The sequence below is a fragment of the Ruegeria sp. SAZD011 genome (assembly GCF_059612545.1).
On record NZ_JBXWQU010000022.1, the window covers coordinates 131,136 to 154,836 of the forward strand.

The following is a 23,701-nucleotide window of genomic DNA, read 5'->3' on the forward strand; positions in this document are numbered from 1 at the left end:
CCCAAGGACCCTCCATGACCCATGCCCCCCTGCCCGACCTGATCCTGGAACCGCTGGTGCGTGCCGCGCTGATGGAGGATCTGGGCGCCTATGGCGACATCACCACCCGCACCGTGATCGCGCCGGGCACCCGTTACCGCGCGCAGCTGAACGCCCGCGCCGCCGCCACCGTCTCGGGCATGCAGGTCGCCGCACTGGCCTTTCGGCTGGTCGACCCGGCGCTGCGGGTCAAGACGCTTGTTGCCGATGGCCAGACCTGCGCCACCGGTGACACGCTGATGGTGATCGAGGGCGAGGCCGCCGCCATCCTGTCGGCCGAGCGGGTGGCGCTGAACTTTGCCGGGCGGCTCTGCGGCGTCGCCACGCTGACCGCCGCGCTGGTGGCCGAGACGCGCGGCACCGACGCGCGCATCACCTGCACCCGCAAGACCACACCGGGTCTCAGGCTGGTCGAGAAACAGGCGGTGCTGCACGGGGGCGGCTTCAACCACCGCTATTCGCTGTCCGATGCGATCCTGATCAAGGACAACCACATCGCCGCCGCCGGCGGTATCCGCCCCGCACTCGAGGCGACCCACACCCGCGCCTCGCACATGGTCAAGGTCGAGATCGAGGTCGACCGCCTAGACCAGCTGGAAGAGGTGCTGACAGTGGGTGGCGCGGATGCGGTGCTGCTCGACAACATGAACACGGAAACGCTGACCCGCGCGGTCCACATGGCACGTGGTCGCCTGATCACCGAGGCCAGCGGCAATGTCACCCTCGACACGGTCGCCGCCATCGCGGCCACCGGGGTGGATTACATCTCGTCAGGCGCGCTGACCCATTCCTATCGCACCGTCGATCTGGGGCTTGATTTCTGATCCTTTGCGAGGCGCTGCCTCGCGCTCCGGAGTATTTGTGGCGAAATGAAGAGACAGGCCCGTCTCTTTCCTCTTGCTGAAAATATCCCGGGGGAGGCACCATAGGTGCCGGGGGCAGAGCCCCCTTTCGCCCGCGCGGCTTGACTCCCCGGCCCGATCCGCGTAATCCCGCCGCAACTGTCCGGAAGCGTCAAACCTTCCGGTCCCTGGTCTTGACCGGGGATCGCCCTCCACCAGCGTGTTACGCCCGTGGAGGCGATAGTGTATTGATCCACCGCTTCCTACCTTGGGGGCGCGACCGCAACAGGCAAAAGGAGCCGGAGAGCCATGTTTGAAAATCTGTCCGAACGCCTCTCTGGCGTCTTCGACCGCCTGACCAAGCAGGGCGCGCTGAGCGAGGAAGACGTCAAGACCGCCCTGCGCGAGGTGCGCGTCGCACTGCTCGAGGCCGACGTCTCGCTGCCGGTGGCACGTGACTTCGTCAAGGCGGTGCAGGACAAGGCGACCGGTCAGGCGGTGACCAAGTCGGTCACGCCGGGCCAGCAGGTGGTCAAGATCGTGCATGACGCGCTGGTCGACGTGCTGCGCGGCGAAGAAGACCCCGGCAAGCTGAAGATCGACAACCCGCCCGCGCCGATCCTGATGGTCGGCCTTCAGGGCGGCGGCAAGACCACAACCACGGCCAAGCTGGCCAAGCGCCTGAAAGAGCGCGAGGGCAAGAAGGTGCTGATGGCCTCGCTCGACGTCTATCGCCCGGCGGCGATGGATCAGCTGGCGGTGCTGGGCGCGCAGATCGGGGTCGATACCCTGCCGATCGTGCCGGGCCAGAAGCCCGTGGATATCGCCAAGCGCGCCAAGCAGCAGGCGATGATGGGCGGCTATGACGTCTATATGCTCGACACCGCCGGTCGCCTGCATATCGACCAGGTGCTGATGCAGGAGGTCGAGGATGTCCGCAACGTCGTCACCCCGCGCGAAACCCTGCTGGTGGTCGATGGCCTGACCGGCCAGGTCGCCGTCGAGGTGGCCGAGGAGTTTGACGCCAAGATCGGCATCTCGGGCGTGGTGCTGACCCGGATGGACGGCGACGGGCGCGGCGGTGCCGCTCTGTCCATGCGTGCGGTGACCGGCAAGCCGATCCGCTTCGTCGGTCTGGGCGAGAAGATGGACGCGCTCGAAACCTTCGAGCCCGAGCGTATCGCCGGCCGCATTCTGGGCATGGGCGATATCGTCGCCCTGGTCGAAAAGGCCCAGGACACCATCGAGATGGAACAGGCCGAGCGCATGATGAAGCGCATGGCCAAGGGTCAGTTCAACATGAACGACCTCAGGATGCAGCTGGAACAGATGATCCAGATGGGTGGCATGCAGGGCATGATGGGCATGCTGCCGGGCATGGGCAAGATGGCCAAGCAGATGGATGCCGCCGGTCTCGACGACCGTGTCCTGAAACAGCAGATCGCGCTGATCCAGTCGATGACCAAGCGCGAGCGCGCCAATCCCGCCCTGCTCCAGGCCAGCCGCAAGAAGCGGATCGCCGCCGGTGCCGGGATGGAGGTCAGCGATCTCAACAAGCTTCTGAAGATGCACCGCCAGATGGCGGACATGATGAAGAAGATGGGCAAGATGGGTAAGGGCGGCATGCTGAAACAGGCCATGAAGGGCATGTTCGGCAAGGGCGGCACGCCCGCCGACATGGCCGAGATGGCCAAGGGCATGGACCCCAAGGCGCTGGAGGCAGCGGCCAAGGCGATGGGCGGCGGCAAGGGTCTTGGCGGCGGTCTGCCCGGTCTGGGTGGCGGCATGGGCCTGCCGCCGGGTCTGAGCGGACTGGGGAAGAAGAAGTAACATGACTCCGATCCCCACCATATCGACCGAACGGCTGACGCTGCGCGCGCCGGAGCAACGGGATTTCCCGGGCTTTGCGGCCTTCTTTGCGTCGGACCGGTCGAAATTCGTGGGCGGGCCGGTCCCGGCGGAACAAAGCTGGCGCATGCTGGCGGTCGAGCTGGGTCATTGGCAGCTGCGCGGCTATGGACGCTGGGCGGTCGAAGAGACGGAAACTGGCCACTTTGCAGGCATCATCGGGTTGTGGTGCCCCGAGGGCTGGCCCGAGCCGGAAATCGGCTGGGACCTGATGGACGGGTTCGAGGGCAAGGGATACGCGACCGAAGCCGCCCGCGCCGCCCGCGACTATGCTTATGATGTGTTGGGCTGGCAGACCGCGATCAGCCTGGTGGCGCCCGGCAATGACGGCTCGCGCCGCGTCGCCCAGCGTCTGGGCGCGGCACAGGACGGATTGTTCACCCATGAACGGTTCGGCGCACTGGAGATCTGGCGCCACCCGGCCCCGTCCGAACTGTCGGATGGCGGCATGGAGGCCTATGCATGATCGACCTACAGATCCCGACCCTGACCACCCAGCGCCTGATCCTGCGCGCGCCCGAGGCGCGCGATTTCGACGGCGTGGCCACCTTCTTTGCCGATGGTGATCGCAGCTGGGGCTTTGGCGGCCCGCTCAGCCGCAACGAGGCCTGGCGCTGGTTCGCCTCGATGATCGGCCATTGGGTGCTGCATGGCTATGGCTTCTGGATGGCCGATACCCGCGAGGGAGAGCCGGTCGGCTTTGTCGGCATCTGGTCGCCCGAGGGCTGGCCGGAACCGGAGCTGGGCTGGGTCGTCTACCAAGGCGCCGAGGGCAAGGGATATGCCCGCGAGGCCGCCGAGGAAATCCGCCGTTACGCCTATGCGGTGCTGGGCTTTGAAACGCTCAGCTCGAACATCTTTCCGGGCAATGCCCGCTCGGTCGCATTGGCCGAGCGCATGGGCGCGCGTTTCGAGCGCAGCTATGACAACGTCACTCATGGCACCGAACATGTCTATCGCCATCCCGGCCCCGACGATCTGGCAGCGGGGGCGGCATGAGCATCCCCACCCTGCACACCGACCGCCTGACCCTGCGCGCACCAAAGCTTGAGGATTTCGAGCATTGGGCCGCCTTCTTTGCCTCGCCCCGCGCGGTGCATGAACGCGGCATGATGGAGCGCGCCGCCGCCTGGCGCGTCTGGGCCTCGGATGTCGGCATCTGGACCCTGCGCGGCTATGGCCCCTTTGGCGTCGAGCGGCGCGACACCGGCGCCTATGTGGGCGAGGTGGGCATCTACGAACCCGACGGCTATCCGGGTCCGGAACTGGGCTGGTTCGTGATCCCCGAGGCCGAGGGCAAGGGATACGCCGCCGAGGCGGCACGTGCGGTGATGATCTGGGCGCGGCGCAATTTCGGCTGGGACCACCTGACCAATATCATCGACCCGGACAATGCGCGCTCCATCGCGCTGGGCCTGCGGCTGGGCGGGGTGATCGACCCCGACGGCATCGGCGAAGACCCGGGCGATGTGGTGATCGCGCACGACCTGCGGGGGTTGGCATGACCCTCTCGATTCCCGTGATTGAAACCGAAAACCTGATCCTGCGCGGCCCGCGCGAATGCGATTTCGAGGCATTCGCCGCCTTTGGCGCCTCGGACCGGTCGCGCTTTGTCGGCGGCCCCTTCCCGCGCTTCCGCAGCTGGGGCGGGTTCCTGGCCACCTATGGCCATTGGGCATTGCGCGGCTATGGCATGTGGATGGTCGAAGAGCGCGCCACCGGCGCCACCGCCGGGCGCATCGGCTTCATCTTCAACGACGGCTGGGACGAGCCGGAACTGGGCTGGCACATCTTCGACGGGTTCGAAGGCAAGGGATACGCATTCGAAGCCTCCAGCGCGGCCCGGGCGTATGGGGCGCAGCACTTCGGCCTGGACGGGGTGATCTCCTATATCGACCCGGCCAACACCCGTTCGCTGCGGCTGGCCGAGCGGCTGGGCGCGCGATATGAGCGTGACGGAGAGGTCGCAGGCCACCCCTGCCAGGTCTGGCGCCACCCGCACCAGGGGGCGTTCGCATGACCCATACCATCCCCGTCATCGAAACCCGGCGCCTGATCCTGCGCGGCCCCGAGCCCGAGGATTACCCGGATTTCAAATCGACCTTCACCAGCTATCGCGCCCGCTTCATGGGCGGGCCGCTGAACCCCTATGAGGCGTGGATGCTCTACGCCGCCGAGATCGGCCATTGGCAGATCCGCGGCTATGGCATGTGGATGATCCACGACAAGGTGACCGACGAGACCTATGGCATGGCGGGTGGCTGGAAACCGGCGCAATGGCCTGAGGCCGAGATCGCCTGGGTGATCTGGCCCGATGCCGCCGGCAAGGGCTATGCGCTCGAGGCGACCCATGCCGCCCGCAAACACTTCTACCGCCATCTCGGCTGGGAAACCGCCGTCAGCTATATCGACCCCAAGAACCTCGACTCGATCCGCCTGGCCGAGCGGCTGGGGGCCAAGAAGGACCCCGAGGCACCGACCATCGACGGCAACGACGCAGTCTATCGCCACCCCTCGCCCGCCAAGCTGGAGGGCACCCAGCTGGCACATGGGATCGACATGGAAATCGCGCATTACGCCGACCCGCTGTTCAAACCGAAAGGATGGGCCATTGACTGACACCATGCCTGATCCCGTGGCGCGCGCCGCCGAACTGCTGAAAGGCCACCGCGCCAGCATCGACCGGCTGGACGCGATCCTTGTCTACACGCTGGGCGAGCGGTTCAAACACACCCAGGCCGTGGGCAAGCTCAAGGCCGAGCACGACCTTCCCCCGTCCGATCCGGTGCGCGAGGCACAACAGATCGAGCGGCTCGAAGACCTGGCGAAAGAGGCCGATCTGGACCCTGATTTCGCCAAGGCTTTCCTGAATTTCATCATTCAGGAAGTCATCCGACACCACAGGAAACACCAGGAATAACCGGGCAATACCCGGTCAACACGAAACACGCCCCCCCGGCGTGACGCCATCAAAGGAGAAACACAATGGCAATGAAAATCCGTCTGGCCCGTGGCGGCTCGAAAAAGCGTCCCTTCTACCGCATCGTGGCCGCAGACAGCCGCATGCCGCGCGACGGCCGCTTCATCGAGAAGCTGGGCACCTATAACCCGCTGCTGCCGAAAGACAGCGAAGAGCGCGTGAAAATGGATGTCGAGCGCGTGCAGTACTGGCTGAGCCAGGGCGCCCAGACCACCGACCGCGTCGCGCGCATGCTCGAAGCCGCCGGTGTCGTCGGCAAGACCGAGCGCTCGAACCCCAACAAGGCCGTGCCGGGCAAGAAAGCCAAGGAACGCGCCGAAGAGAAGGCCGCGAAGGCCGCTGCAGCAGCCGAAGCGGCAGCCGAAGAATAAGCGGGTCGCGCGTGCGGGATCAGAGCTTTTCCGACGATTTCCGCACGCAGTTCGACCTGCTGATGCGGCTCCGGCGCGATGTACGCCGGTTCCGCACCGATCCGGTGGACGAGGCAGTGCTGACGCGCTGCCTCGACACCTTTCGCCTGGCGCCCTCCGTTGGCCTGAGCGAACCCTGGCGCGTGATCCGCGTCGAAAGCAAGGCCGCCCGCGCGGCGGCGCTAGAGAATTACCAAACCGCGAACGCCGAAGCGCTGACAGGCTATTCCGGCGACCGGGCGCGGCAATACAGCCAGCTCAAATTGTCGGGCATGCAGGAGGCGCCGGTGCAACTGGCGGTGTTCTGCGATGACGCCACGGTCAAGGGGCACGGTCTGGGGGCCGGCACGATGCCGGAAATGCGGCGTTACTCGGTGGTCTCTGCGGTGACCCTGTTCTGGTTGGCACTCAGGGCCGAGGGGCTGGGGCTGGGCTGGGTGTCGATCCTCGACCCCGACCGCCTTTGCCGCGATCTGCGCACGCCCGAGGATTGGCGGCTGATCGGGTACTTCTGCATCGGTTGGCCGCAAGAGGTCTCTGACATGCCCGAGCTGGAAACCGCAGGCTGGGAAGCGCGCGACCGCCACCTGACGGTCGAGACACGATAGCTCCATGCTCCGCCCCGTCCGGCTGTTTTTCTTTGTCACGGTCGCCTTTGTCGTCGGAGTGGTATACGAACGCAATGCCCACCGGGACCGCTGCTTGGATGCCGGCGGGCGGGTCGAGGCGGATTTATGCGAGGGATGGCAAAAATGAGCGATCTGATTTGCGTGGGTTCGGTGGCGGGCTCTTTCGGGGTGCGCGGCGAGGTAAGGTTGAAAAGCTTCTGCGCGGTGCCCGAGGATATCGAGCTTTATTCGCCGCTGACCGACGAGACCGGCACCCGGCGCTTTCCCATCGTGCTGACCCGTGCGATCAAGAACGGCTTTGCCGCGCATCTGGGTGGCGTCGAGACCAAGGAGGAGGCCGACGCGCTCAAGGGTCTGCGCCTTTATACGCAACGCAACCGGCTGCCCTCGCTGCCCGATGACGAGTTCTATCACACCGACCTGATCGGGCTGGAGGTCTTCGACACCGGCGGCACCCTTCTGGGCAAGGTGATCTCGGTCCAGAACCACGGCGCCTCGGACCTGCTGGAGATTGGCGGCGCCACGTTGAAATCGCCTGTCCTGTTGCCCTTCACCCAGGCTGCCGTGCCCACCGTGGACCTCGACCAGCGCCGCATCGTCGCCGACCCTCCCGAAGGGCTGTTCTGACCGCGGTTGGGGTTGCACCTGATCGGCGATATCTACACCCTGAGTCGTTATGCGTAGCAGCGGCTGCCGGCTTCGCACCCATGGTATAGAATGCTGCGTTGAGCACGAATGCCAGATCTGGGTGCAGTGCCGGCACTCTCCATCATGCAAACAGCCTATTTCTGCGATTTGACATTGGGCTGGCCTGCACCGCCAGCCAAAACGGCTGGCATTTCCTTCTTTAAGTGATCAAGGAACGCTTTGCACGCCGGTAACACGCCCCGTCGCGATGGCATTAACAGGCTAATCTGCGGACGGCCTGCTGTCCAACCCGGCAAGACGCGCACAAGCGATCCGGCTGCGACCTCTGATCGACAGACATAGGCTGGCAGGGCGACAAGCCCCAACGACAAAGCTGCGGCGTTTTTGAGCGTAGACATATCATCACTCGCAAATCGCACCCTGCAGGGGACCGATGCGGTTTGTCCCTCGCCGCCTCTCAGCACCCATTGGTGCGTTGCGCCTGGCCTGCCCAGAACCAATGCCGGGTGATCAGTCAGTGCGACGGGGTCGTCCGTTCGATCCAAACTGTCATGGAGTTCTGGCGAACAGAACAGGTGCCATTCCACTCGTGCCAACCGCGTCTGGACCAGGCTCGAATCCGGCAGCGTTTCCATATGCCCCCTTACGGACACGTCGATCCCGCCCTTGATCAAATCCTCCATCTGATTTGACACCCGCTGAACCACTGTCACGCCGGGATTGTCCTGCAAGAAACGTGGCAAGACCCGATCGAGGCCGAATTGCGCCATGCCCACCGAACAGGATACGGTGACGGTTCCTTCGATGGCGTTGGTCTTCCGCCGGACCGCGGTTTCGGCGATCTCGAACCGGGCCAAGGCGTCCTTTGCATGGCGATAGTATTCCGCGCCAACCTCCGTCGTTGAGACGATGCGCGATGTGCGCTGCAACAAGCGCGCCCCGAGGTCATCCTCAAGCTGCCGCACACGGCGGCTGAGGCGCGATTTCGGGATGTCCAACGACCGCGAGGCCGCCGAAAAGCCCCCCTTTTCAACAACCTGAACAAAATAGAATGCGTCGTTGAGATCCACTCTGACCCCTCTCATTGTCCCACAAATAGAACGATAGGTTCTGATATTGGCCGATTTTCGTTCGATTGTCTCGCCCATATTATCAATTCAACAAAAGCGAGAGACTGACATGAACACACGGCAAATCGACAAGCTTGCAGGTATCCCCTGTGAAACCCATGCCCAAAGCGGCGGTCGCCTGCTCGCGATTGGTGACGGCTTTCAGGCCCAGAGCTATCAACACGGGGAATTCCGAGGGCTGATGGACCCGCTGATCATGGTGGATCACTTCACCATGACGCAGCCCACCTTCGGGACACATGCCCATGCCGGGCTGTCCGCCGTAACCATCATGTTCGAGGATAGCGAAGGCGCGTTTCACAACCGCGACTCCCTTGGCAATGACCTCGATCTGGCGCCCGGTGATCTTTATTGGTTCAAGGCGGCGCGCGGGGCACTTCACGACGAGGCGCCCCGTCCGGGTGCCAAGACCCATGCGCTGCAGGTCTTTGTCAACCTCTCCGCAGCGCATCGGCATGATGCGCCTGCCGCCTTTCACGTGGCCGCCGCAGACATTCCGAGGCTTTCGGGCGACAAGGCCACTGCACGACTTGTCCTTGGTGAAGGCGGCGGCATTCAGGGAGTGATTGCGCCAGACAACCCGCTGACCTTGCTTGATATCCACCTGGAGGCGGGTGGCCAGTTCAAGCATGCGGGCAGCAAAGACCACCACGCCTGGATCCTCGCCATCAAGGGCAGTTCCCGCGCAACGTGGACCACAGGATCTGCCGATCTGCAACCCGGCAAGGCCATCGCGTTCGCCGATGCCACGAACATCTCATTCACTTCGGAAGACGGCGCTCACGTCGTCCTGTTCCGGGGCCAGCCCCTTCGTCAAGCCTTTGTCCAAAGAGGCCCGTACGCCATGGGAAACGCGGACGAGCTTGACGCGGTGGAGGAGGCTTATCGCTCCGGTCTCCTCGGATCCATTGACTGAAATCAACGCCACCGAAGACCCAAACAGAAGGGAGAAGACTATGACCCAGTTGTACAACCCCGAACCGCTGACCCGTGACAATGCTGCTGTCGTGTTTGTCGACAATCAGGTCGGCCTGATGACTGGTATCCGTGACTATTCGATCGCCGATTTGAAACACAACATCGTCGGGCTGGCCAAGGCCGCAAAGGCGCTCGGCCTGCCGATTGTCACAACCACCACCTCGGCGCAGACACTCTGGGGGCCCGCCATTCCCGAGCTGCGGGCGGCATTGCCCGATCAGACCTTTATCGACCGGACAACGGTCAATGCATGGGATGACCCCCGGGTGGAAGAAGCCATTCGTGCAACGGGACGGAGCAAGCTGATCTTTGCTGGCCTTTCCCTCGAGGTCTGCGCCGCCTTCCCGGCAATGCGGGCCGTGCGCGAAGGGTTCGAGGCATACGTTGCCGTTGATGCCAGCGGGACCTTCAACATGACCAAACGCGAAACCGCACTTGTCCGCCTGACCCAAGCCGGTGTGGTTGTCGCGGATGGTGCCAGCCTGATGATCGAAATCCTCGCCGACAACGCAAGCGATCAGGCCGGTGATGTCTACAGTGCCTTGGGCATGGATTGGTCGATCCTCGTCGGCCAGGTCCGCGAGAGCGTGTAACCATGCCGCATGTCGCCCAAAAGTCGAGCCATCCGAGGCCGGCGCTCAAGAGGCGTCCACACCCGGGGTCGCAGGTCCAGTTCTACCTGATCTACACCTTCTCGCTGTTCTGCCTGATGGCGTCAGGTTGGGCTGCGGCATTGTTCCATTGACATCGGGTTTCCCGGCATCGCCCTCCAACCGGCGCAATGAACACGCCTGGAATTCAACATGGGAGATCAACATGACCAACCAACCCATCCTTGTCATCGGCGCCACCGGGAAAACCGGGTCACGCGTCACCACGAAACTGGAAGCGAAAGGCATGACCGTCCGGCGTGGCGCCCGCCACTCCGATACACCGTTCGACTGGGAGGACCCCGCCACCTGGGCCCCGGTCCTGGTCGGTGTATCCAAAGCCTACGTGACCTATTTTCCGGATTTGGCCTTTCCCGGCGCCATCGAGAAGCTGGACGCCTTTACCAAGGTGGCCTTGGATACCGGCTTGCAGCACATCGTTCTGCTCTCGGGCCGGGGTGAGCATTTCGCCAGCATGGGCGAAGAGGTGATCCGCAACTCTGGCCTTGAGTTTACCATCGTACGGTCTGCGTGGTTCGCACAAAACTTCTCCGAAGGATATCTGCGCAACCCGATCCTTGGGGGCGTGTTGCCGATGCCCGGCGGAGACATTGCAGAGCCGATCATCGACATTGACGATATCGCAGATGTGGTCGTTGCGGCATTGACCGAAGAGGGACATATCGGTGAACGCTATGAAGTCACCGGCCCGCGGCTGATGACCTTTGCCGAGATGGCACAGGTCCTGTCCACCACGCTGGGCCGCCCGGTTCAGCACATCCCCATCAGCTTTGAGGACTTCCACGCCAACGTCGCTGCCTCTGGAGATACATTCGTGGCAGACGTTTTCACCGCGATCGCTCGGGAAACCCTGGACGGGCGCAACGCCCATACGGCTGACGGGGTCGAGCAGGCCTTGGGCCGTAGGGCGCGGGACTTCGCAGAATTCGCAAAAACCGCGATGTCCGCCGGTGCTTGGGCGCATGCGACCTAAGCCAACCTCACAATTGGGCAGGTGATGCGCGTCACCTGCCCGATTTGCCGTGCCATCGACATGTCCAAAGCCGCCATTCGTCGCCAGAATACATGGGTCCGCTTTGTCCCGCAAAGTAAACACCCCGGCCCCGAGGCGCAAACAAGCGTCCCCCGCGCGCGCCCTCAGTGCTTGATAACCAACCCCTGCCCGGTGGGGATCTCCAGCACCGTGTGCCCCCGCGCCGCCATGAAGGCGTTTTCGGCGTGGCGTTGCGCGGCGTAGCCGGTCCAGCCGTAATCGTCGAACACGATCATCCCGCCCGGCACCACCTTGTCGAACAGCGCCTCCAGCGCAGCAATTTCCGAGGCCGCCGAATTCATGTCGATATGCAACAGCGCAATCCGCTCGGGACAGGCCTGCGCGAAACTGTCGGGCACCATGCCCTGTACGATCCGCGTGTTCGGAACCTTGGCAAAGCGCTGCTGCACAACCTTCAGGATCGCATCCGGGTCGTTGGCTGTGTCCTTTTCATAGACCTGGTTCGAGCGGTTTTCAGAGTTCATCGCCTCGGGGATGCCCTGAAAGGTATCATAGAGATAGAGCGTCTTGTCCGATCTGGCGAAATCAAGGTAGTCGGTCAGGAAGGCGAAACAGAACCCTTTCCACACCCCGCATTCGACAAAATCGCCGGGCAGGTGCATCACGTTCTGCGCCACCCAGAGCAGCGTATGCAGCCGCCAGGCGATGGAAAGTTCCTGCTGGGTCTGAGCGTTACGGCGCAGGGTCTCGACGAATTTCTTGTCCTCGCGGAACCCGCCTGCCCGTTGCAGCCCGATCAGGTTGTCCGAGGCATAGACCGCGCCGAACAGTTCCTGCAACGTCTTGAGCGCCTCGCGGAAGCGGTTCGCGTTTTCACCCTGAAGCTTTCCATAGAACAAGACCCGTCGTCCTCCCTGCTGGCCGCAAAGCCATTAGCACAGCTGACCTGCGGGCCTGTCAATCATCCTTGGCCGCCTGATGCTGCCGCCACAAGTCGGGACGCCGGGCGCGGGTGATCTCTTCGCTCTTTTCGCGGCGCCATTCCGCGACCTTGCCGTGATGACCCGACATCAGCACCTCGGGGATGGGGCGGCCCATCCATTCAGCCGGGCGTGTGTATTGCGGATGTTCCAGAAGGCCCGAGGAAAAGCTCTCCTCCTCGGTCGAGGCCTGGTTGCCCAGCACGCCCGGCAGCAACCGCACGGTGGCGTCGATCAGGGCTTGCGCCGCAATCTCGCCACCGGTCATCACGAAGTCGCCCAGCGAAACCTCCTGAATGCCGTAATGCTCCAGCACCCGCTCGTCGACGCCCTCGAAGCGGCCACAGATCAGCGTGACCCCGTCACAACGCGCCAGCGACTGCATAAGCGCCTGATCCATCGGGCGGCCGCGCGGCGACAGGTAGATCAGCGGCCAGTTGCCGCTGGCGCCTTGCATCGCCCTTTCGATCGCGGGGGCCAGCACATCGGCGCGCAACACCATGCCAGCGCCGCCGCCTGCCGGGGTGTCATCGACATTGCGATGCTTACCGATGCCGAACTGGCGCAGTTCGATGGTCTCCAGTTGCCAAAGCCCCTCTTTCAGGGCGCGGCCCGTCAGGCTTTCGCCCAGAACACCGGGAAAGGCCTGCGGAAACAGGGTGATCACCCGTGCCTTCCACACGCCATGCAGATCGGGCGTGTCGGTGATCAGCTCGCGGGGTTGCAGCGTCGGGCGGATGGCCTTGCGGCCATGGGAACGGGTGGGTGCGTTGCTCATGGCCGCTGTCATAGGGCAAGGTGCGAGCCGAGGGAAGCGGTGGCGCACCTAGCCGATCAACCCGGCCTTCCAGCGCAGCCAGATATCGGGGGCGCTGCGGAACACGTTGATATCCACCTTGCCCTCGATCCCCGGTATCAGCCCGGTGCCGGTATACTGCCAGAAGGTCCAGTAGGCGCCGGGATAGACCTGGCGCGGATGGCCCGCGACCGAGCGCAGCCAGAACTCGGCATCGCGCAACTGTCCGATACCGGTGTCGCGATAGAAGTCGACCGTCGTATAGATGATGGGACGGCGCCCGTAATGCGCCTCAAGTATGTCGAGGAACCTGCGTGCCTCGGCCCGCACCTTGGCGCCTTCGGGACGCAGTGGGCAGGTGCGCGAGCGGTGGGTCCACTCCATGTCGAGCACATGCGGCAGATCGGCGCCACGCGGAACATGCCGGATGAACCAGCGCGCCTGTTCCTCGGCCGGGCGACAGAAGTAGTAATAGTGATAGGCACCCCAGGGCACCCCTGCCGCCTGCGCGCCGCGACGGTGTTCGGCGAATTTGGGATCGGCGACATCGCCGCCCTCGGTCGCCTTGATATAGGCAAAGTTCACACCTGCCGCACGGGCGGTCGGCCAGTCGATATTGCCCTGCCAACGCGATACGTCGATCCCGTGGATCGGATAGCTGTGCGGCGCGCGCCCGTCCCAGGGATGTGGATCGGCATCACCGAATTTCGGATATGTGACCAGTTGCGCCAGTTCGGCCCGCATCGGGTCGGGGGCTGCGACCGGCTCGGGCTCGGGCGCGCGGCGGCCACAGGCGGCCATCAGGGTAAGAAAGACGGAGAGAAGGAGCAGGGATCGCATAATGACTCTCTGTGAAACCGTGATTTGAAATCGGTACTGCCTCAGAGATTGGCGCGGCGCCGGCCAAAAGCAACCACCCGCCCGGGGATAAGCGAAAATCGGCGGAACCTTTGCCGACCTGCCTTAAAAAGTCGCTCCAGGACTCGCAACACTCTTGATCCCGGCCCCAGTTGCGCCTAAACGAGGCCGGTCTGGAATCGCCTCTGGCGGCTCCGGGCGTTTGGCCTGTTTCCGCGCCCCATCCGGTTTCTTCGACCGGTCCACCGGGGCGGCAGACCGAACAAAAGAAACGGACGATCCGATCTCGGGCGGGCGCTGCGGCGGACCCGATCGAAGACCACGAGCTCTCGGGACGCACATATCTTCGTGGGTAGAACCACGGGCAAACCAGGAGAAAAGCGATGGATCTTATCGCACAGCTCGAGGCGGAACAGATTGCCGCCCTGGGGAAAGATATCCCCGATTTCAAACCCGGCGACACCATTCGCGTCGGGTACAAGGTGACCGAAGGCACCCGTTCGCGTGTGCAGAACTATGAAGGCGTCTGCATCAGCCGCAAGAACGGCAGCGGCATCGCCGGTTCGTTCACCGTTCGCAAGATTTCGTTCGGCGAAGGCGTGGAACGTGTGTTCCCGCTCTATTCGACCAACATCGACAGCATCACCGTTGTCCGCCGTGGCCGTGTGCGTCGTGCGAAACTCTACTATCTGCGTTCGCGCCGTGGCAAATCGGCCCGTATCGCCGAAGTCACCAACTACAAACCCAAGGCTGACGCCGAAGCGTAAGGAGCGGAAAGATGAAAAACGACATCCATCCCGATTACCACCTGATCGACGTCAAGCTGACCGACGGCACCGTCATCCAGATGAAATCCACCTGGGGCAAGGAAGGCGACACCCTGTCGCTGGAAATCGACCCCTCGTCGCACCCGGCCTGGACCGGTGGCTCGTCCCGCCTGATGGACACCGGCGGTCGCGTGTCGAAGTTCAAGAAGAAATACGAAGGCCTGGGTTTCTGAACCCACTGACTTTGTTCGTCTTCAAGGGTCGCCCATGCGGGCGGCCCTTTTTCTTTGCCGCAACCGGCTCGGGACACAGAAACCAACCGGAGGCGAGGCACAGAGCCCTGTCTGCGCTTCCCTTCGCCCGGCACACAACATATAGTGTGCCCCAATACCGGGCCAGCAAAGGTTCGGAGATCAGGGGACGCAGGCAATGGCGCATATCATCGTCGTCGGCAACGAAAAGGGCGGCGCGGGCAAATCCACCGTATCCATGCATGTGGCCAGCGCGCTGGCGCGGCTGGGCTACAAGGTCAACACGCTGGACCTGGATCTGCGCCAGCGCAGCCTGGGCCGCTATTTCGAAAACCGCGCGGCCTTTAACAAGGCATCAGGGCTGGACCTGCCCTCGCCCCGCAACCACGACCTGCCCGAGATCGACCCGGCCTCGCTGAAGCCGGGCGAGAACGTGTTCGACCATCGCCTGTCCGCTGCGGTGGCACGGCTCGAGGCAGACAGCGATTTCATCCTGATCGACTGCCCCGGCTCACATACAAGGCTGAGCCAGGTGGCGCATTCGCTGGCCGACACGCTGGTCACCCCGCTGAACGACAGTTTCGTCGATTTCGACCTGCTGGCGCGGATCGATTCCAGCGGCGAAAAGATCCTTGGCCCCTCGGTCTATTCCGAAATGGTCTGGAACGCGCGGCAACTGCGGGCGCAGGCCGGGCTGAAACCGATCGACTGGGTCGTGGTGCGCAACCGCGTCGGCACCCAGCGCATGGTCAACAAGGAAAAGATGGAACGCGCCATCGAGATGCTGGCCAGCCGCATCGGGTTCCGCATCGCACCCGGTTTCTCGGAGCGCGTGATCTTTCGTGAACTGTTTCCGCGCGGGCTGACTCTCCTTGACCTCAAGGACGTTGGGGTCAAGCAGCTCAACATCTCGAACATCGCCGCCCGGCAAGAGCTGCGCGACATGATGAAAGCGCTGCAACTGCCCGGCGTCGAGATCGATTTCTGATCAGGCGGGCGCTTCGTAGATGGTATAGAGTTCCTGCGGTTCGGACACGCCGCGCAGCATGTACCTGCCCAGGCTGACCAGATCATGCGCCGTATGGCCCGCGATCTCGGCCACCGGTTCGGACAGGATGATGTTGCGCCCCACCGACCGGTGCAGGCCGGACAGGCGCACTGTCAGGTTGACCGCCGGGCCGATCACGGTGAAATCCAGCCGGTTCTCGGCACCGATATTACCATACAGGATCTCGCCCGCATGCAGGGCCAGCGTGACCCCGGTGGTGGTCTCGCCCTGAGCCTGGCGGTCGGCATTCTTCTGCTCCATGCAACGGCGCATCTGCACCACTGCGTCCAGCCCGGCCGCCGCCGATTGTTCGGGCGTGTCCAGATTGAACATGGCAAGGATGCCGTCGCCCAGAAACTTCAGGATATTGCCGCCATGGCCCTGGATGATCGCCACCGCCATGCCGAAATAGTCGTTCAGCATCGCGATCAGCTCGGGCCCCGGTGTGCGTTCGGTCAGTGCGGTGAAGTCCTTGAGGTCAAAGTAACACAGCACAGCGTCGATCTGCTGGAGCGATCCGCGCTGGATCTCTCCCGACAGCACCCGCCGCCCCGCATCGCGCCCCAGATAGACCTGAAGCAGGTCACCCGCCATCTGCCGGTTGGCCGCCGATTTCAGCGCCAGCGCCAGCTGCGGCAGCGACTCGCGCACCAGCCGCAGATCGGTGTCCGAGAACCCGTCCGGCCCGTTGCTCGTCCACGAGATCAGCACCCCTTCGGGCGTGTTCGCCGGGTCGATACGCTCGAAATGCGCGCGTTTTTCCAGGATCACGCCAGCGGCGAAATAATCGGTCGCCCCACGCTCGCGCAACTCGTTGAGCAGCGGAAAGCGGCTGTCGCCATTGCTGTCCAGCAGACGTTCCCGATACTCCTGCTCGCCGCTGTCGAGCAGGTGATAGAGCGGGCTGCGCACCCAGGCCGCGTTCGGGGTCTCGGTATAGCCGTATTCCTCGCTGGATACCCCCTGATCGCGGAACCAGTTGAATCCGAGCCCGCCATATTTCGGGTGAAACGCGCTCTGCGCCACATGCAGGCGATAGAGCGGCACGCCAAGTTCCACCAGCCGCTCGCAATAGCCATGCAACAATTCGTCCTGCCGCGCGCCTTCGAGACCGCGTTGCAGCAGCCACGAGATCAGCTGTGCCGATGAGGCATCCGCCTCGGCGTGAAATTGTCCTGCCGCATCCATGCGCATCTCCAGTCCCACGGCGCCCGCGCCGATCTTGGGGCCTATCTAAGCAGTCGCGCCGCCGGTTGCGAGGATCACTCCATCGCCGCCAAACGCCGCAGCATGACCCGCAACAGCGCCACCTCGCCCTTGGTGAACTTGGCCGCCATCCGTGCGTCATACTGCTCGGCAATGCCGCGCAACTCGCGGTAGACCGCCTCGCCAGCCGGGGTCAATGCCAAACGCTCGGACCGGCGGTCGCGTTCATCACGAGTGCGTGTAAGATAACGCCGTTGCCCCAGCTTGGCGACCGCGCGGCTGACCTTTGTCTTGTGGATCAGCGCCAGATCGCCAATCTGCTTGGCCGTCATCTCGCCGGAATTTCCCAGGTGAAACAGTACCCGCCACTCTGTCCGCAGCATGCCATAGCGATTCTTGTAGACCTGCTGAAACTCCAGCGAACTCTGCTCGGCCGCCTGATTCAGCAGGAATGGCAGGAAACTTCGCAACTCAAAGTCATCATTTTCGGGTAAATTGGTCTCTGTCATGCTTGTTAGTTACAAAATCAACTATTAATCCGCAAGCAGATTACCGGAGACACGCGACATGAACCGACCGACAGACCCCCATCTGCTGACGCAGGCCGCGACGCCCGCCGGCACGACCGAAGGTTACATGCCGGGCTGGGGCAACGATTTCGAGACCGAGGCACTGCCCGGCGCCCTGCCCCAGGGCATGAACAGCCCGCAGAAATGCAACTATGGCCTTTATGGCGAACAGCTGAGTGGCACCGCCTTTACCGCGACCCGCCCCGAGCGCACCTGGTGCTATCGCATCCGGCCCTCGGTCAAGCATTCGCACCGCTATGAAAAGATCGACCTGCCCTATTGGAAATCGGCCCCCTGTATCGACCCTGATGTGATCAGCCTGGGCCAGTACCGTTGGGACCCGGTGGCACATTCGGGCGCGGGGCTGACCTGGCTCACCGGCATGCGCACCATGACCACCGCCGGGGACGTGAATACCCAGGTCGGCATGGCCAGCCATATCTATCTGGTCACCGAGTCGATGGTGGATGACTATTTCTTCTCCGCCGACAGCGAGCTGCTGGTGGTGCCGCAAGAGGGCCGGCTGCGCTTTGCCACCGAGTTGGGCATCATCGACGTCGAACCCAAGGAAATCGCTATCCTGCCGCGCGGCCTGGTCTACCGGGTCGAGGTGCTGGAAGGCCCCTGCCGTGGTTTTGTCTGCGAAAACTATGGCCAGAAGTTCGAGCTGCCGGGCCGTGGCCCGATCGGCGCCAACTGCATGGCCAATCCGCGCGATTTCAAATCGCCGGTGGCGGCGTTCGAGGATCGCGAGGCGCCCTCGACCGTGACCGTGAAATGGTGCGGCCAGTTCCACACCACCCGGATCGGTCACAGCCCGCTGGACGTGGTGGCCTGGCACGGCAATTACGCCCCGGTCAAATACGACCTGCGCAATTATTGCCCGGTGGGCGCGATCCTGTTCGACCATCCCGATCCGTCGATCTTCACCGTGCTGACCGCGCCGTCGGGCGTGCCGGGCACCGCCAATATCGACTTTGTGCTGTTCCGCGAGCGCTGGATGGTGATGGAAGATACCTTCCGCCCGCCTTGGTATCACAAGAACATCATGTCCGAGCTGATGGGCAACATCTATGGTCAGTACGACGCCAAGCCGCAGGGCTTTGTCCCCGGCGGGATGAGCCTGCACAACATGATGCTGCCGCATGGACCGGACAAGGAAGCGTTCGAGAAAGCGTCGAACGCCAATCTCGGCCCCGACAAGCTGGACCATACCATGTCGTTCATGTTCGAGACCCGTTTCCCGCAGCACCTGACCGAATTCGCCGCCAAGGAAGCGCCATTGCAGGACGATTACATCGACTGCTGGACCTCGCTGGAGAAGAAATTCGACGGCACCCCCGGCAAGAAATAGGCTGCGGCTGAGGGGGCCCGGATTTTTCGACGAAAAATCCCGGCCCCGCCCGTGACAAGCGTTTGGAGACAACATGCCCCTTCTGAAATCCTGGGTGGCTTCGGCCAACGATGCCAATCACCCGTTTCCGCTGAACAACCTGCCCTATGGCGTCTTCTCGACCGGCGAGGACGATCCCCGCTGTGGCGTCGCCATCGGCGACATGATCCTCGACATCGCCGCCGCCGAGGCCGAGGGCCTGATCGCGCTGACCGACTATCCGCTGTTCGACGTGCCCTATTGGAACGATCTGATGGAGGAAGGCCCCGCCGTCTGGGCCGCGCTGCGCGAGCGGCTGACTGCGCTTTTGGTCAAAGGGTCAAAAGAGCAGGAGGCTGTCGAACCGCTGCTGGTGCCGATGGCCGAGGCCACGCTGCACATGCCGCTGGTGGTCAGCGAGTACACCGATTTCTATGCCGGCAAGCAGCACGCCCAGAACATGGGCGCCATCCTGCGCGGCTCGCCCGATCTGCCGGCAAACTGGCTGCATATCCCGATCGGCTACAACGGCCGCGCCTCCTCGGTCGTGGTGTCGGGGACGCCGATCCACCGCCCCAATGGCCAGACCAAGGCCCCCGATGCGGAAATGCCGTCCTTTGGCCCCTCGAAACGGCTCGATATCGAGCTGGAGATGGGCGCCATCGTCGGCACCGGGTCCGAGTTCGGCCAGCCGATCACGGTGGACGAGGCCGATGCGATGATCTTTGGCTATGTGCTGCTGAACGACTGGTCGGCGCGCGATATCCAGGGCTGGGAATATCAGCCGCTGGGGCCGTTCCAGGGTAAGGCATTCGGCACCTCGATCAGCCCATGGATCGTGACCGCCGCCGCGCTGGAGCCGTTCCGCGCCCCCACACCCCCGCGTGAGAAAGAGCTGTTGCCCTATCTCAAAGGCAGCAAGGACGGGCTTTATGACATCGAGCTAGAGGTTCTGATGCAACCCGAAGGCGCCGATCACGCTTCGGTCATTGCCAAGACCAACTACAGCCGCATGTATTATTCGGCGGCCGAGCAGCTGTGCCATCACGCCATTGGTGGCTGCGCGATGAATGCGGGCGATCTGTTGGGCTCTGGCACCATCTCGGGGCCGGAGCGCAGCGAATTCGGCTCGCTGATGGAACTCAGCTGGGCCGGGCGCGAGCCCTTCACGCTGGAGACCGGCGAGACCCGCGGCTTTATCGAGGATGGCGACACGCTGACCCTGCGCGGCAATGCGCGCGGCGATGGCTATACCGTCGGCTTTGGCGATTGCGTGGGCCAGATCCTGCCCGCCAAGGCCTGGGGCTGAGCCGCCCATGACCCTGGCCCTCGACCATATCCAGATCGCGATCCCCGCCGGGGGCGAGGACGCGGCGCGCGCCTTCTGGTGCGCGGGTCTGGGTCTGGTCGAGATCGCCAAGCCCGATGCGCTGAAAGCGCGCGGCGGGCTGTGGCTGGCGCTGAATGGCGCCGAACTGCATCTGGGGGTGGAGCAGGATTTCACCCCCGCGCGCAAGGCCCATCCGGGCTTTGCCGTCATTGACATAGACACCGTCGCCGCGCGAATCGAGGCCCTGGGCCAGAGCCCGCGCTGGGACGACACAATCGAGAACCGCCGCCGGTTCTTTGCCGAAGACCCCTTTGGCAACCGGCTGGAATTCCTGGAAAGGGACTGACACATGGCCAAGGCATTCGCGTCGCAAGGCGACATGAGCGAGAAGAAGATCAGCTTTACCGAGGTGGGCGAGGGGCTTTATGCCTTTACCGCCGAGGGCGACCCCAATTCCGGCGTCATCATCGGCGATGACAGCGTCATGGTGGTCGAGGCGCAGGCCACTCCGCGCCTGGCGCAAAAGGTAATCGACTGTATCCGCGAGGTCACCGACAAGCCGATTTCCCATGTGGTGCTGACCCATTACCACGCCGTGCGTGTACTGGGCGCCAGCGCATTTGGTGCCGGTCAGGTGATCATGTCCGACACCGCCCGTTCGATGGTGGTTGAACGCGGGCAAGAGGATTGGGACAGCGAGTTCCAGCGCTTTCCACGCCTGTTCGAGGGGCATGAGAGCATTCCGGGCCTGACCTGGCCCACCACCACATTCTCGGACAGCATGACCGTGTATCTGGGCAACCGCCGGGTCGATATCATGCATCTGGGTCGCGCCCATACGGCGGGTGACGCGGTGATCCATGTGCCGGATCAGAACGTGATGTTCACCGGCGATATCGTCGAATACCACTCGGCCTGCTATTGCGGCGACGGGCATTTCAACGACTGGGGCAACACGCTGGACAACATCGCCTGGTTCGACGTGGACGCGATTGCGCCGGGGCGCGGCGATGCGCTGGTGGGCAAGGAGATGGTGAATGCCGCCATCGAGAATACCCGCGATTTCGTACAAAGCACCTATCGCCCGGCAGCGCGCGTGGCCGCGCGCGGCGGCTCGCTGAAAGAGGCCTGGGACGCGGTGCGCGCCGAATGCGATCCCAAATTCGCCGAATACGCGATCTACGAGCATTGCCTGCCGTTCAACGTGGCGCGCGCCTATGACGAGGCGCGCGGCATCGACACGCCGCGCATCTGGACCGCGCAGCGTGATCTGGAAATGTGGGAGGCCCTGCAAGGCTGACCCCAAAGGGGGACCCGCCCGTGCGGATGAGCCCCCGGCCCGAACGACATTGATCCAGATCGTGTCACGCCGGGTGAACTGATGAGACGATGTGACAAGACCTCTGGCGGGTGCCCGGCAGAGGATGGGAGACTTGCGCCCTCGGCCCGCCGGGTGCGCCCAGACCTGGGAGGAGAGACCCATGAACAAAATCTTCGAAGTCCCACTCTATGCCTATGAGCGCAGTCCCGATCAGGACGCCTCCAGCCCGGCACGCCACAAGGTGATCGTGATCGGCGCAGGCCCCATCGGGCTGGCCGCCGCCATCGACCTTGCCCAACAGGGGATCGAGGTCGTGGTGCTGGACGACAATGACAAGGTCAGCTTTGGCAGCCGCGCGGTCTGTTATGCCAAGCGCCCGCTGGAGATCCTCGACCGGCTCGGCTGTGGTCAGCCGATGGTCGACAAGGGGGTCGAGTGGAACCTGGGCAAGGTGTTCTTTGACGATCGGCAGGTCTATGACTTCAACCTGCTGCCCGAGGGTGGCCACCAGCGCCCCGCCTTCATCAACCTCCAGCAATACTATTTTGAGGAATACCTGGTGAACCGGGTCCGCGAATTGCAGGAGGCCGGTGCACCGATCGAAATCCGCGGCCGCAACAAGGTCGAGGCGATCGGCACCCATCCCGACCATGTCAAGCTGGAGGTCGAGACACCCGAAGGCTCGTACACCGTCGAGGCCGACTGGCTGATCGCCTGCGACGGCGCCGGCTCTCCGGTGCGGTCGATGCTGGGACTCGATTTCGTGGGCCGCGTGTTCGAGGACAACTTCCTGATCGCCGACGTGATCATGGATGCCGGTTTCCCGACCGAGCGCTGGTTCTGGTTCGATCCGCCCTTCAACCGGGGTCAATCCGCCCTGCTGCACAAGCAGCCTGACAATGTCTGGCGCATCGACCTGCAACTGGGCTGGGATATCGACAAGGAGCGTGAAAAGCGCCCCGAGAACGTGATCCCGCGCCTCAAGGCGATGCTGGGCGAGGATGTGCAGTTCGAGCTGGAATGGGTCTCGATCTACACGTTCCAGTGCCGCCGGATGGAGAAGTTCCGCCATGGCCGGGTGCTGTTTGCGGGCGACGCGGCACATCAGGTTTCGCCGTTCGGCGCACGCGGGGCGAATTCCGGCCTGCAGGATACCGACAACCTGATCTGGAAGCTGAAACTGGTGATGGAGGGCAAGGCACCCGAAAGCCTGCTGGACAGCTATGATATGGAGCGGATCCACGGCGCGGATGAGAATATCCTCAATTCGTCGCGCTCGACCGATTTCATCACGCCCAAATCCGAGATGTCGCGCGTCCTGCGCGACGCGGTGCTGGACCTGAGCGAGCAGTATGAATTCGCCCGCCCGCTGGTGAATTCGGGCCGCTTGTCGGTGCCTTGCACCTATGACGGCTCGCCGCTCAACTCGGCCGATGCGCTGCTGGACGGCCCGGCACGCACCCGTCCCGGCAGCCCATGCCCCGACGCGCCGCTGGGCGACGGGTTCCTGCTGCCAAAATTGGGCGACAGGTTCATCCTGCTGACCATCGACGCCGATGCCCCCGACCTGATCGAGGAAGAGGGGATCGAGGTCACGCGCCTGGCGCTGTCGGTCAAGGACGACCCGACGATGGAGCTGAAGCGCCGCTATCTGGGCGACAATGACAGCGCCGTCTACCTGATCCGCCCCGACCAGCATGTCGCCGCCCGCCGCGCGACATTCGACGAAACCCAGTTCCGGCACGCGATCCGCCGGGCCACCGGCAAGGAGTGAGCCTCATGTCCGATCTGACACTGACCCCGAACATCGCTGGCGCAGACGATTTCTATGCCGAACTGCTGGCCGCCCATGAGGGCCTCGACAAGGCGGAAAGCGACGCGCTCAACGCGCGCCTCGTGCTGGTTCTGGCCAACCATATCGGCGACCGCGCCGTCCTGTCCAAGGCGCTGAAAGCCGCCGCATTCAAGGAGTAA

General features: G+C 63.6%; 29 protein-coding genes. 23 read left to right on the plus strand and 6 right to left on the minus strand.

Annotation, left to right across the window (positions count from 1 at the left end):
- The first annotated feature begins 14 nt into the window (after positions 1-14).
- The 11 genes from nadC (at position 15) to rimM (ending at position 7,435) form a co-directional block, all read left to right on the plus strand.
- On the plus strand, positions 15-863 hold the full coding sequence (gene nadC, locus AC2FLM_RS09315) for a carboxylating nicotinate-nucleotide diphosphorylase (protein ID WP_496857433.1): 849 nt from the start codon (positions 15-17) through the stop codon (positions 861-863).
- 327 nt (positions 864-1,190) lie between these two features.
- Complete coding sequence (ffh, locus tag AC2FLM_RS09320) at positions 1,191-2,711, plus strand: signal recognition particle protein (protein ID WP_234165807.1); 1,521 nt, start codon at positions 1,191-1,193, stop codon at positions 2,709-2,711.
- Between the two features lies 1 nt (position 2,712).
- Positions 2,713-3,255 (plus strand): GNAT family N-acetyltransferase, encoded by a 543-nt coding sequence (locus AC2FLM_RS09325; RefSeq protein WP_496857435.1) that lies wholly within the window; start codon positions 2,713-2,715, stop codon positions 3,253-3,255.
- Positions 3,252-3,788: a GNAT family N-acetyltransferase gene (locus AC2FLM_RS09330; protein WP_496857436.1), complete on the plus strand. Its 537-nt coding sequence runs from the start codon at positions 3,252-3,254 to the stop codon at positions 3,786-3,788. The genes AC2FLM_RS09325 and AC2FLM_RS09330 overlap by 4 nt, the downstream gene beginning before the upstream one ends.
- Positions 3,785-4,294 (plus strand): GNAT family N-acetyltransferase, encoded by a 510-nt coding sequence (locus AC2FLM_RS09335; protein ID WP_496857438.1) that lies wholly within the window; start codon positions 3,785-3,787, stop codon positions 4,292-4,294. The genes AC2FLM_RS09330 and AC2FLM_RS09335 overlap by 4 nt, the downstream gene beginning before the upstream one ends.
- Positions 4,291-4,809, plus strand: a complete 519-nt coding sequence (locus tag AC2FLM_RS09340; RefSeq protein ID WP_496857440.1) for a GNAT family N-acetyltransferase — start codon at positions 4,291-4,293, stop codon at positions 4,807-4,809. The genes AC2FLM_RS09335 and AC2FLM_RS09340 overlap by 4 nt, the downstream gene beginning before the upstream one ends.
- A complete protein-coding gene (locus AC2FLM_RS09345; protein WP_234220637.1) occupies positions 4,806-5,408 on the plus strand; it encodes a GNAT family N-acetyltransferase in 603 nt (200 codons plus the stop codon). The genes AC2FLM_RS09340 and AC2FLM_RS09345 overlap by 4 nt, the downstream gene beginning before the upstream one ends.
- Positions 5,409-5,412: 4 nt before the next feature.
- Positions 5,413-5,709 (plus strand): chorismate mutase, encoded by a 297-nt coding sequence (locus AC2FLM_RS09350; RefSeq protein ID WP_011048942.1) that lies wholly within the window; start codon positions 5,413-5,415, stop codon positions 5,707-5,709.
- 65 nt (positions 5,710-5,774) lie between these two features.
- Positions 5,775-6,140 (plus strand): 30S ribosomal protein S16, encoded by a 366-nt coding sequence (rpsP, locus tag AC2FLM_RS09355; protein WP_234139885.1) that lies wholly within the window; start codon positions 5,775-5,777, stop codon positions 6,138-6,140.
- Between the two features lie 11 nt (positions 6,141-6,151).
- Positions 6,152-6,787 (plus strand): 5,6-dimethylbenzimidazole synthase, encoded by a 636-nt coding sequence (gene bluB, locus AC2FLM_RS09360; protein WP_496857443.1) that lies wholly within the window; start codon positions 6,152-6,154, stop codon positions 6,785-6,787.
- A 144-nt stretch (positions 6,788-6,931) separates the two neighbouring features.
- The gene (gene rimM, locus AC2FLM_RS09365) at positions 6,932-7,435 is read left to right on the plus strand and encodes a ribosome maturation factor RimM (RefSeq protein WP_234220639.1); all 504 of its coding nucleotides are present in this window, start codon (positions 6,932-6,934) and stop codon (positions 7,433-7,435) included.
- Between the two features lie 155 nt (positions 7,436-7,590).
- On the opposite strand, the gene AC2FLM_RS09370 is transcribed toward rimM, so the two are convergent.
- On the minus strand, positions 7,591-8,526 hold the full coding sequence (locus tag AC2FLM_RS09370) for a LysR substrate-binding domain-containing protein (protein ID WP_496857445.1): 936 nt from the start codon (positions 8,524-8,526) through the stop codon (positions 7,591-7,593).
- A 109-nt stretch (positions 8,527-8,635) separates the two neighbouring features.
- Here AC2FLM_RS09370 and AC2FLM_RS09375 point away from each other — a divergent pair, with 109 nt between their 5' ends.
- From AC2FLM_RS09375 to AC2FLM_RS09385, 3 genes are all read left to right on the plus strand, one after another.
- On the plus strand, positions 8,636-9,502 hold the full coding sequence (locus AC2FLM_RS09375) for a pirin family protein (RefSeq protein ID WP_496857447.1): 867 nt from the start codon (positions 8,636-8,638) through the stop codon (positions 9,500-9,502).
- Positions 9,503-9,542: 40 nt separating this feature from the next.
- A complete protein-coding gene (locus AC2FLM_RS09380) occupies positions 9,543-10,157 on the plus strand; it encodes an isochorismatase family protein (protein ID WP_496857449.1) in 615 nt (204 codons plus the stop codon).
- 223 nt (positions 10,158-10,380) lie between these two features.
- Positions 10,381-11,208, plus strand: coding sequence for a Rossmann-fold NAD(P)-binding domain-containing protein (locus AC2FLM_RS09385; RefSeq protein ID WP_496857451.1), 828 nt, complete (start codon positions 10,381-10,383; stop codon positions 11,206-11,208).
- 164 nt (positions 11,209-11,372) lie between these two features.
- Here AC2FLM_RS09385 and AC2FLM_RS09390 read toward each other — a convergent pair whose 3' ends face one another.
- Genes AC2FLM_RS09390 through AC2FLM_RS09400 form a run of 3 tightly spaced genes read right to left on the minus strand, consistent with a single transcriptional unit; the run spans position 11,373 to position 13,845 of the window.
- Positions 11,373-12,128 (minus strand): TylF/MycF/NovP-related O-methyltransferase, encoded by a 756-nt coding sequence (locus AC2FLM_RS09390; RefSeq protein ID WP_496857453.1) that lies wholly within the window; start codon positions 12,126-12,128, stop codon positions 11,373-11,375.
- Positions 12,129-12,186: 58 nt separating this feature from the next.
- Positions 12,187-12,987 carry a tRNA (guanosine(37)-N1)-methyltransferase TrmD gene (gene trmD / locus AC2FLM_RS09395; RefSeq protein WP_496857455.1) on the minus strand — a complete coding sequence of 267 codons (801 nt, stop codon included), beginning with the start codon at positions 12,985-12,987 and terminating at the stop codon, positions 12,187-12,189.
- Positions 12,988-13,035: 48 nt separating this feature from the next.
- Positions 13,036-13,845: a glycoside hydrolase family 25 protein gene (locus AC2FLM_RS09400; protein ID WP_496857457.1), complete on the minus strand. Its 810-nt coding sequence runs from the start codon at positions 13,843-13,845 to the stop codon at positions 13,036-13,038.
- Positions 13,846-14,246: 401 nt separating this feature from the next.
- On the opposite strand from AC2FLM_RS09400, the gene rplS reads away from it, so the two are divergent.
- From rplS to AC2FLM_RS09415, 3 genes are all read left to right on the plus strand, one after another.
- The gene (gene rplS, locus AC2FLM_RS09405; protein WP_234139892.1) at positions 14,247-14,630 is read left to right on the plus strand and encodes a 50S ribosomal protein L19; all 384 of its coding nucleotides are present in this window, start codon (positions 14,247-14,249) and stop codon (positions 14,628-14,630) included.
- Positions 14,631-14,641: 11 nt separating this feature from the next.
- On the plus strand, positions 14,642-14,863 hold the full coding sequence (gene rpmE / locus AC2FLM_RS09410; RefSeq protein WP_234139893.1) for a 50S ribosomal protein L31: 222 nt from the start codon (positions 14,642-14,644) through the stop codon (positions 14,861-14,863).
- A gap of 196 nt (positions 14,864-15,059) precedes the next feature.
- Positions 15,060-15,869, plus strand: a complete 810-nt coding sequence (locus tag AC2FLM_RS09415) for a division plane positioning ATPase MipZ (protein WP_234137538.1) — start codon at positions 15,060-15,062, stop codon at positions 15,867-15,869.
- Here the strand turns inward: AC2FLM_RS09415 and AC2FLM_RS09420 are convergent, their stop codons facing one another.
- Together AC2FLM_RS09420 and AC2FLM_RS09425 are read right to left on the minus strand one after the other, a co-directional pair.
- Entirely contained in the window at positions 15,870-17,117 is a 1,248-nt protein-coding gene (locus AC2FLM_RS09420; protein WP_496857459.1) for an adenylate/guanylate cyclase domain-containing protein, read from the minus strand.
- Between the two features lie 74 nt (positions 17,118-17,191).
- Positions 17,192-17,644 (minus strand): MarR family winged helix-turn-helix transcriptional regulator, encoded by a 453-nt coding sequence (locus AC2FLM_RS09425; RefSeq protein WP_234220647.1) that lies wholly within the window; start codon positions 17,642-17,644, stop codon positions 17,192-17,194.
- A gap of 58 nt (positions 17,645-17,702) precedes the next feature.
- Here AC2FLM_RS09425 and hmgA point away from each other — a divergent pair, with 58 nt between their 5' ends.
- From hmgA to AC2FLM_RS09455, 6 genes are all read left to right on the plus strand, one after another.
- Positions 17,703-19,058 carry a homogentisate 1,2-dioxygenase gene (hmgA, locus tag AC2FLM_RS09430; RefSeq protein ID WP_234137535.1) on the plus strand — a complete coding sequence of 452 codons (1,356 nt, stop codon included), beginning with the start codon at positions 17,703-17,705 and terminating at the stop codon, positions 19,056-19,058.
- A gap of 73 nt (positions 19,059-19,131) precedes the next feature.
- Positions 19,132-20,385, plus strand: a complete 1,254-nt coding sequence (gene fahA, locus AC2FLM_RS09435) for a fumarylacetoacetase (protein WP_496857461.1) — start codon at positions 19,132-19,134, stop codon at positions 20,383-20,385.
- 7 nt (positions 20,386-20,392) lie between these two features.
- The gene (locus tag AC2FLM_RS09440) at positions 20,393-20,752 is read left to right on the plus strand and encodes a VOC family protein (protein ID WP_496857463.1); all 360 of its coding nucleotides are present in this window, start codon (positions 20,393-20,395) and stop codon (positions 20,750-20,752) included.
- Between the two features lie 3 nt (positions 20,753-20,755).
- Positions 20,756-21,706 carry an MBL fold metallo-hydrolase gene (locus tag AC2FLM_RS09445; protein WP_496857465.1) on the plus strand — a complete coding sequence of 317 codons (951 nt, stop codon included), beginning with the start codon at positions 20,756-20,758 and terminating at the stop codon, positions 21,704-21,706.
- A 181-nt stretch (positions 21,707-21,887) separates the two neighbouring features.
- The gene (locus AC2FLM_RS09450) at positions 21,888-23,501 is read left to right on the plus strand and encodes an FAD-dependent oxidoreductase (protein ID WP_496857467.1); all 1,614 of its coding nucleotides are present in this window, start codon (positions 21,888-21,890) and stop codon (positions 23,499-23,501) included.
- A gap of 5 nt (positions 23,502-23,506) precedes the next feature.
- Positions 23,507-23,701 carry a DUF2783 domain-containing protein gene (locus AC2FLM_RS09455; RefSeq protein ID WP_234137530.1) on the plus strand — a complete coding sequence of 65 codons (195 nt, stop codon included), beginning with the start codon at positions 23,507-23,509 and terminating at the stop codon, positions 23,699-23,701.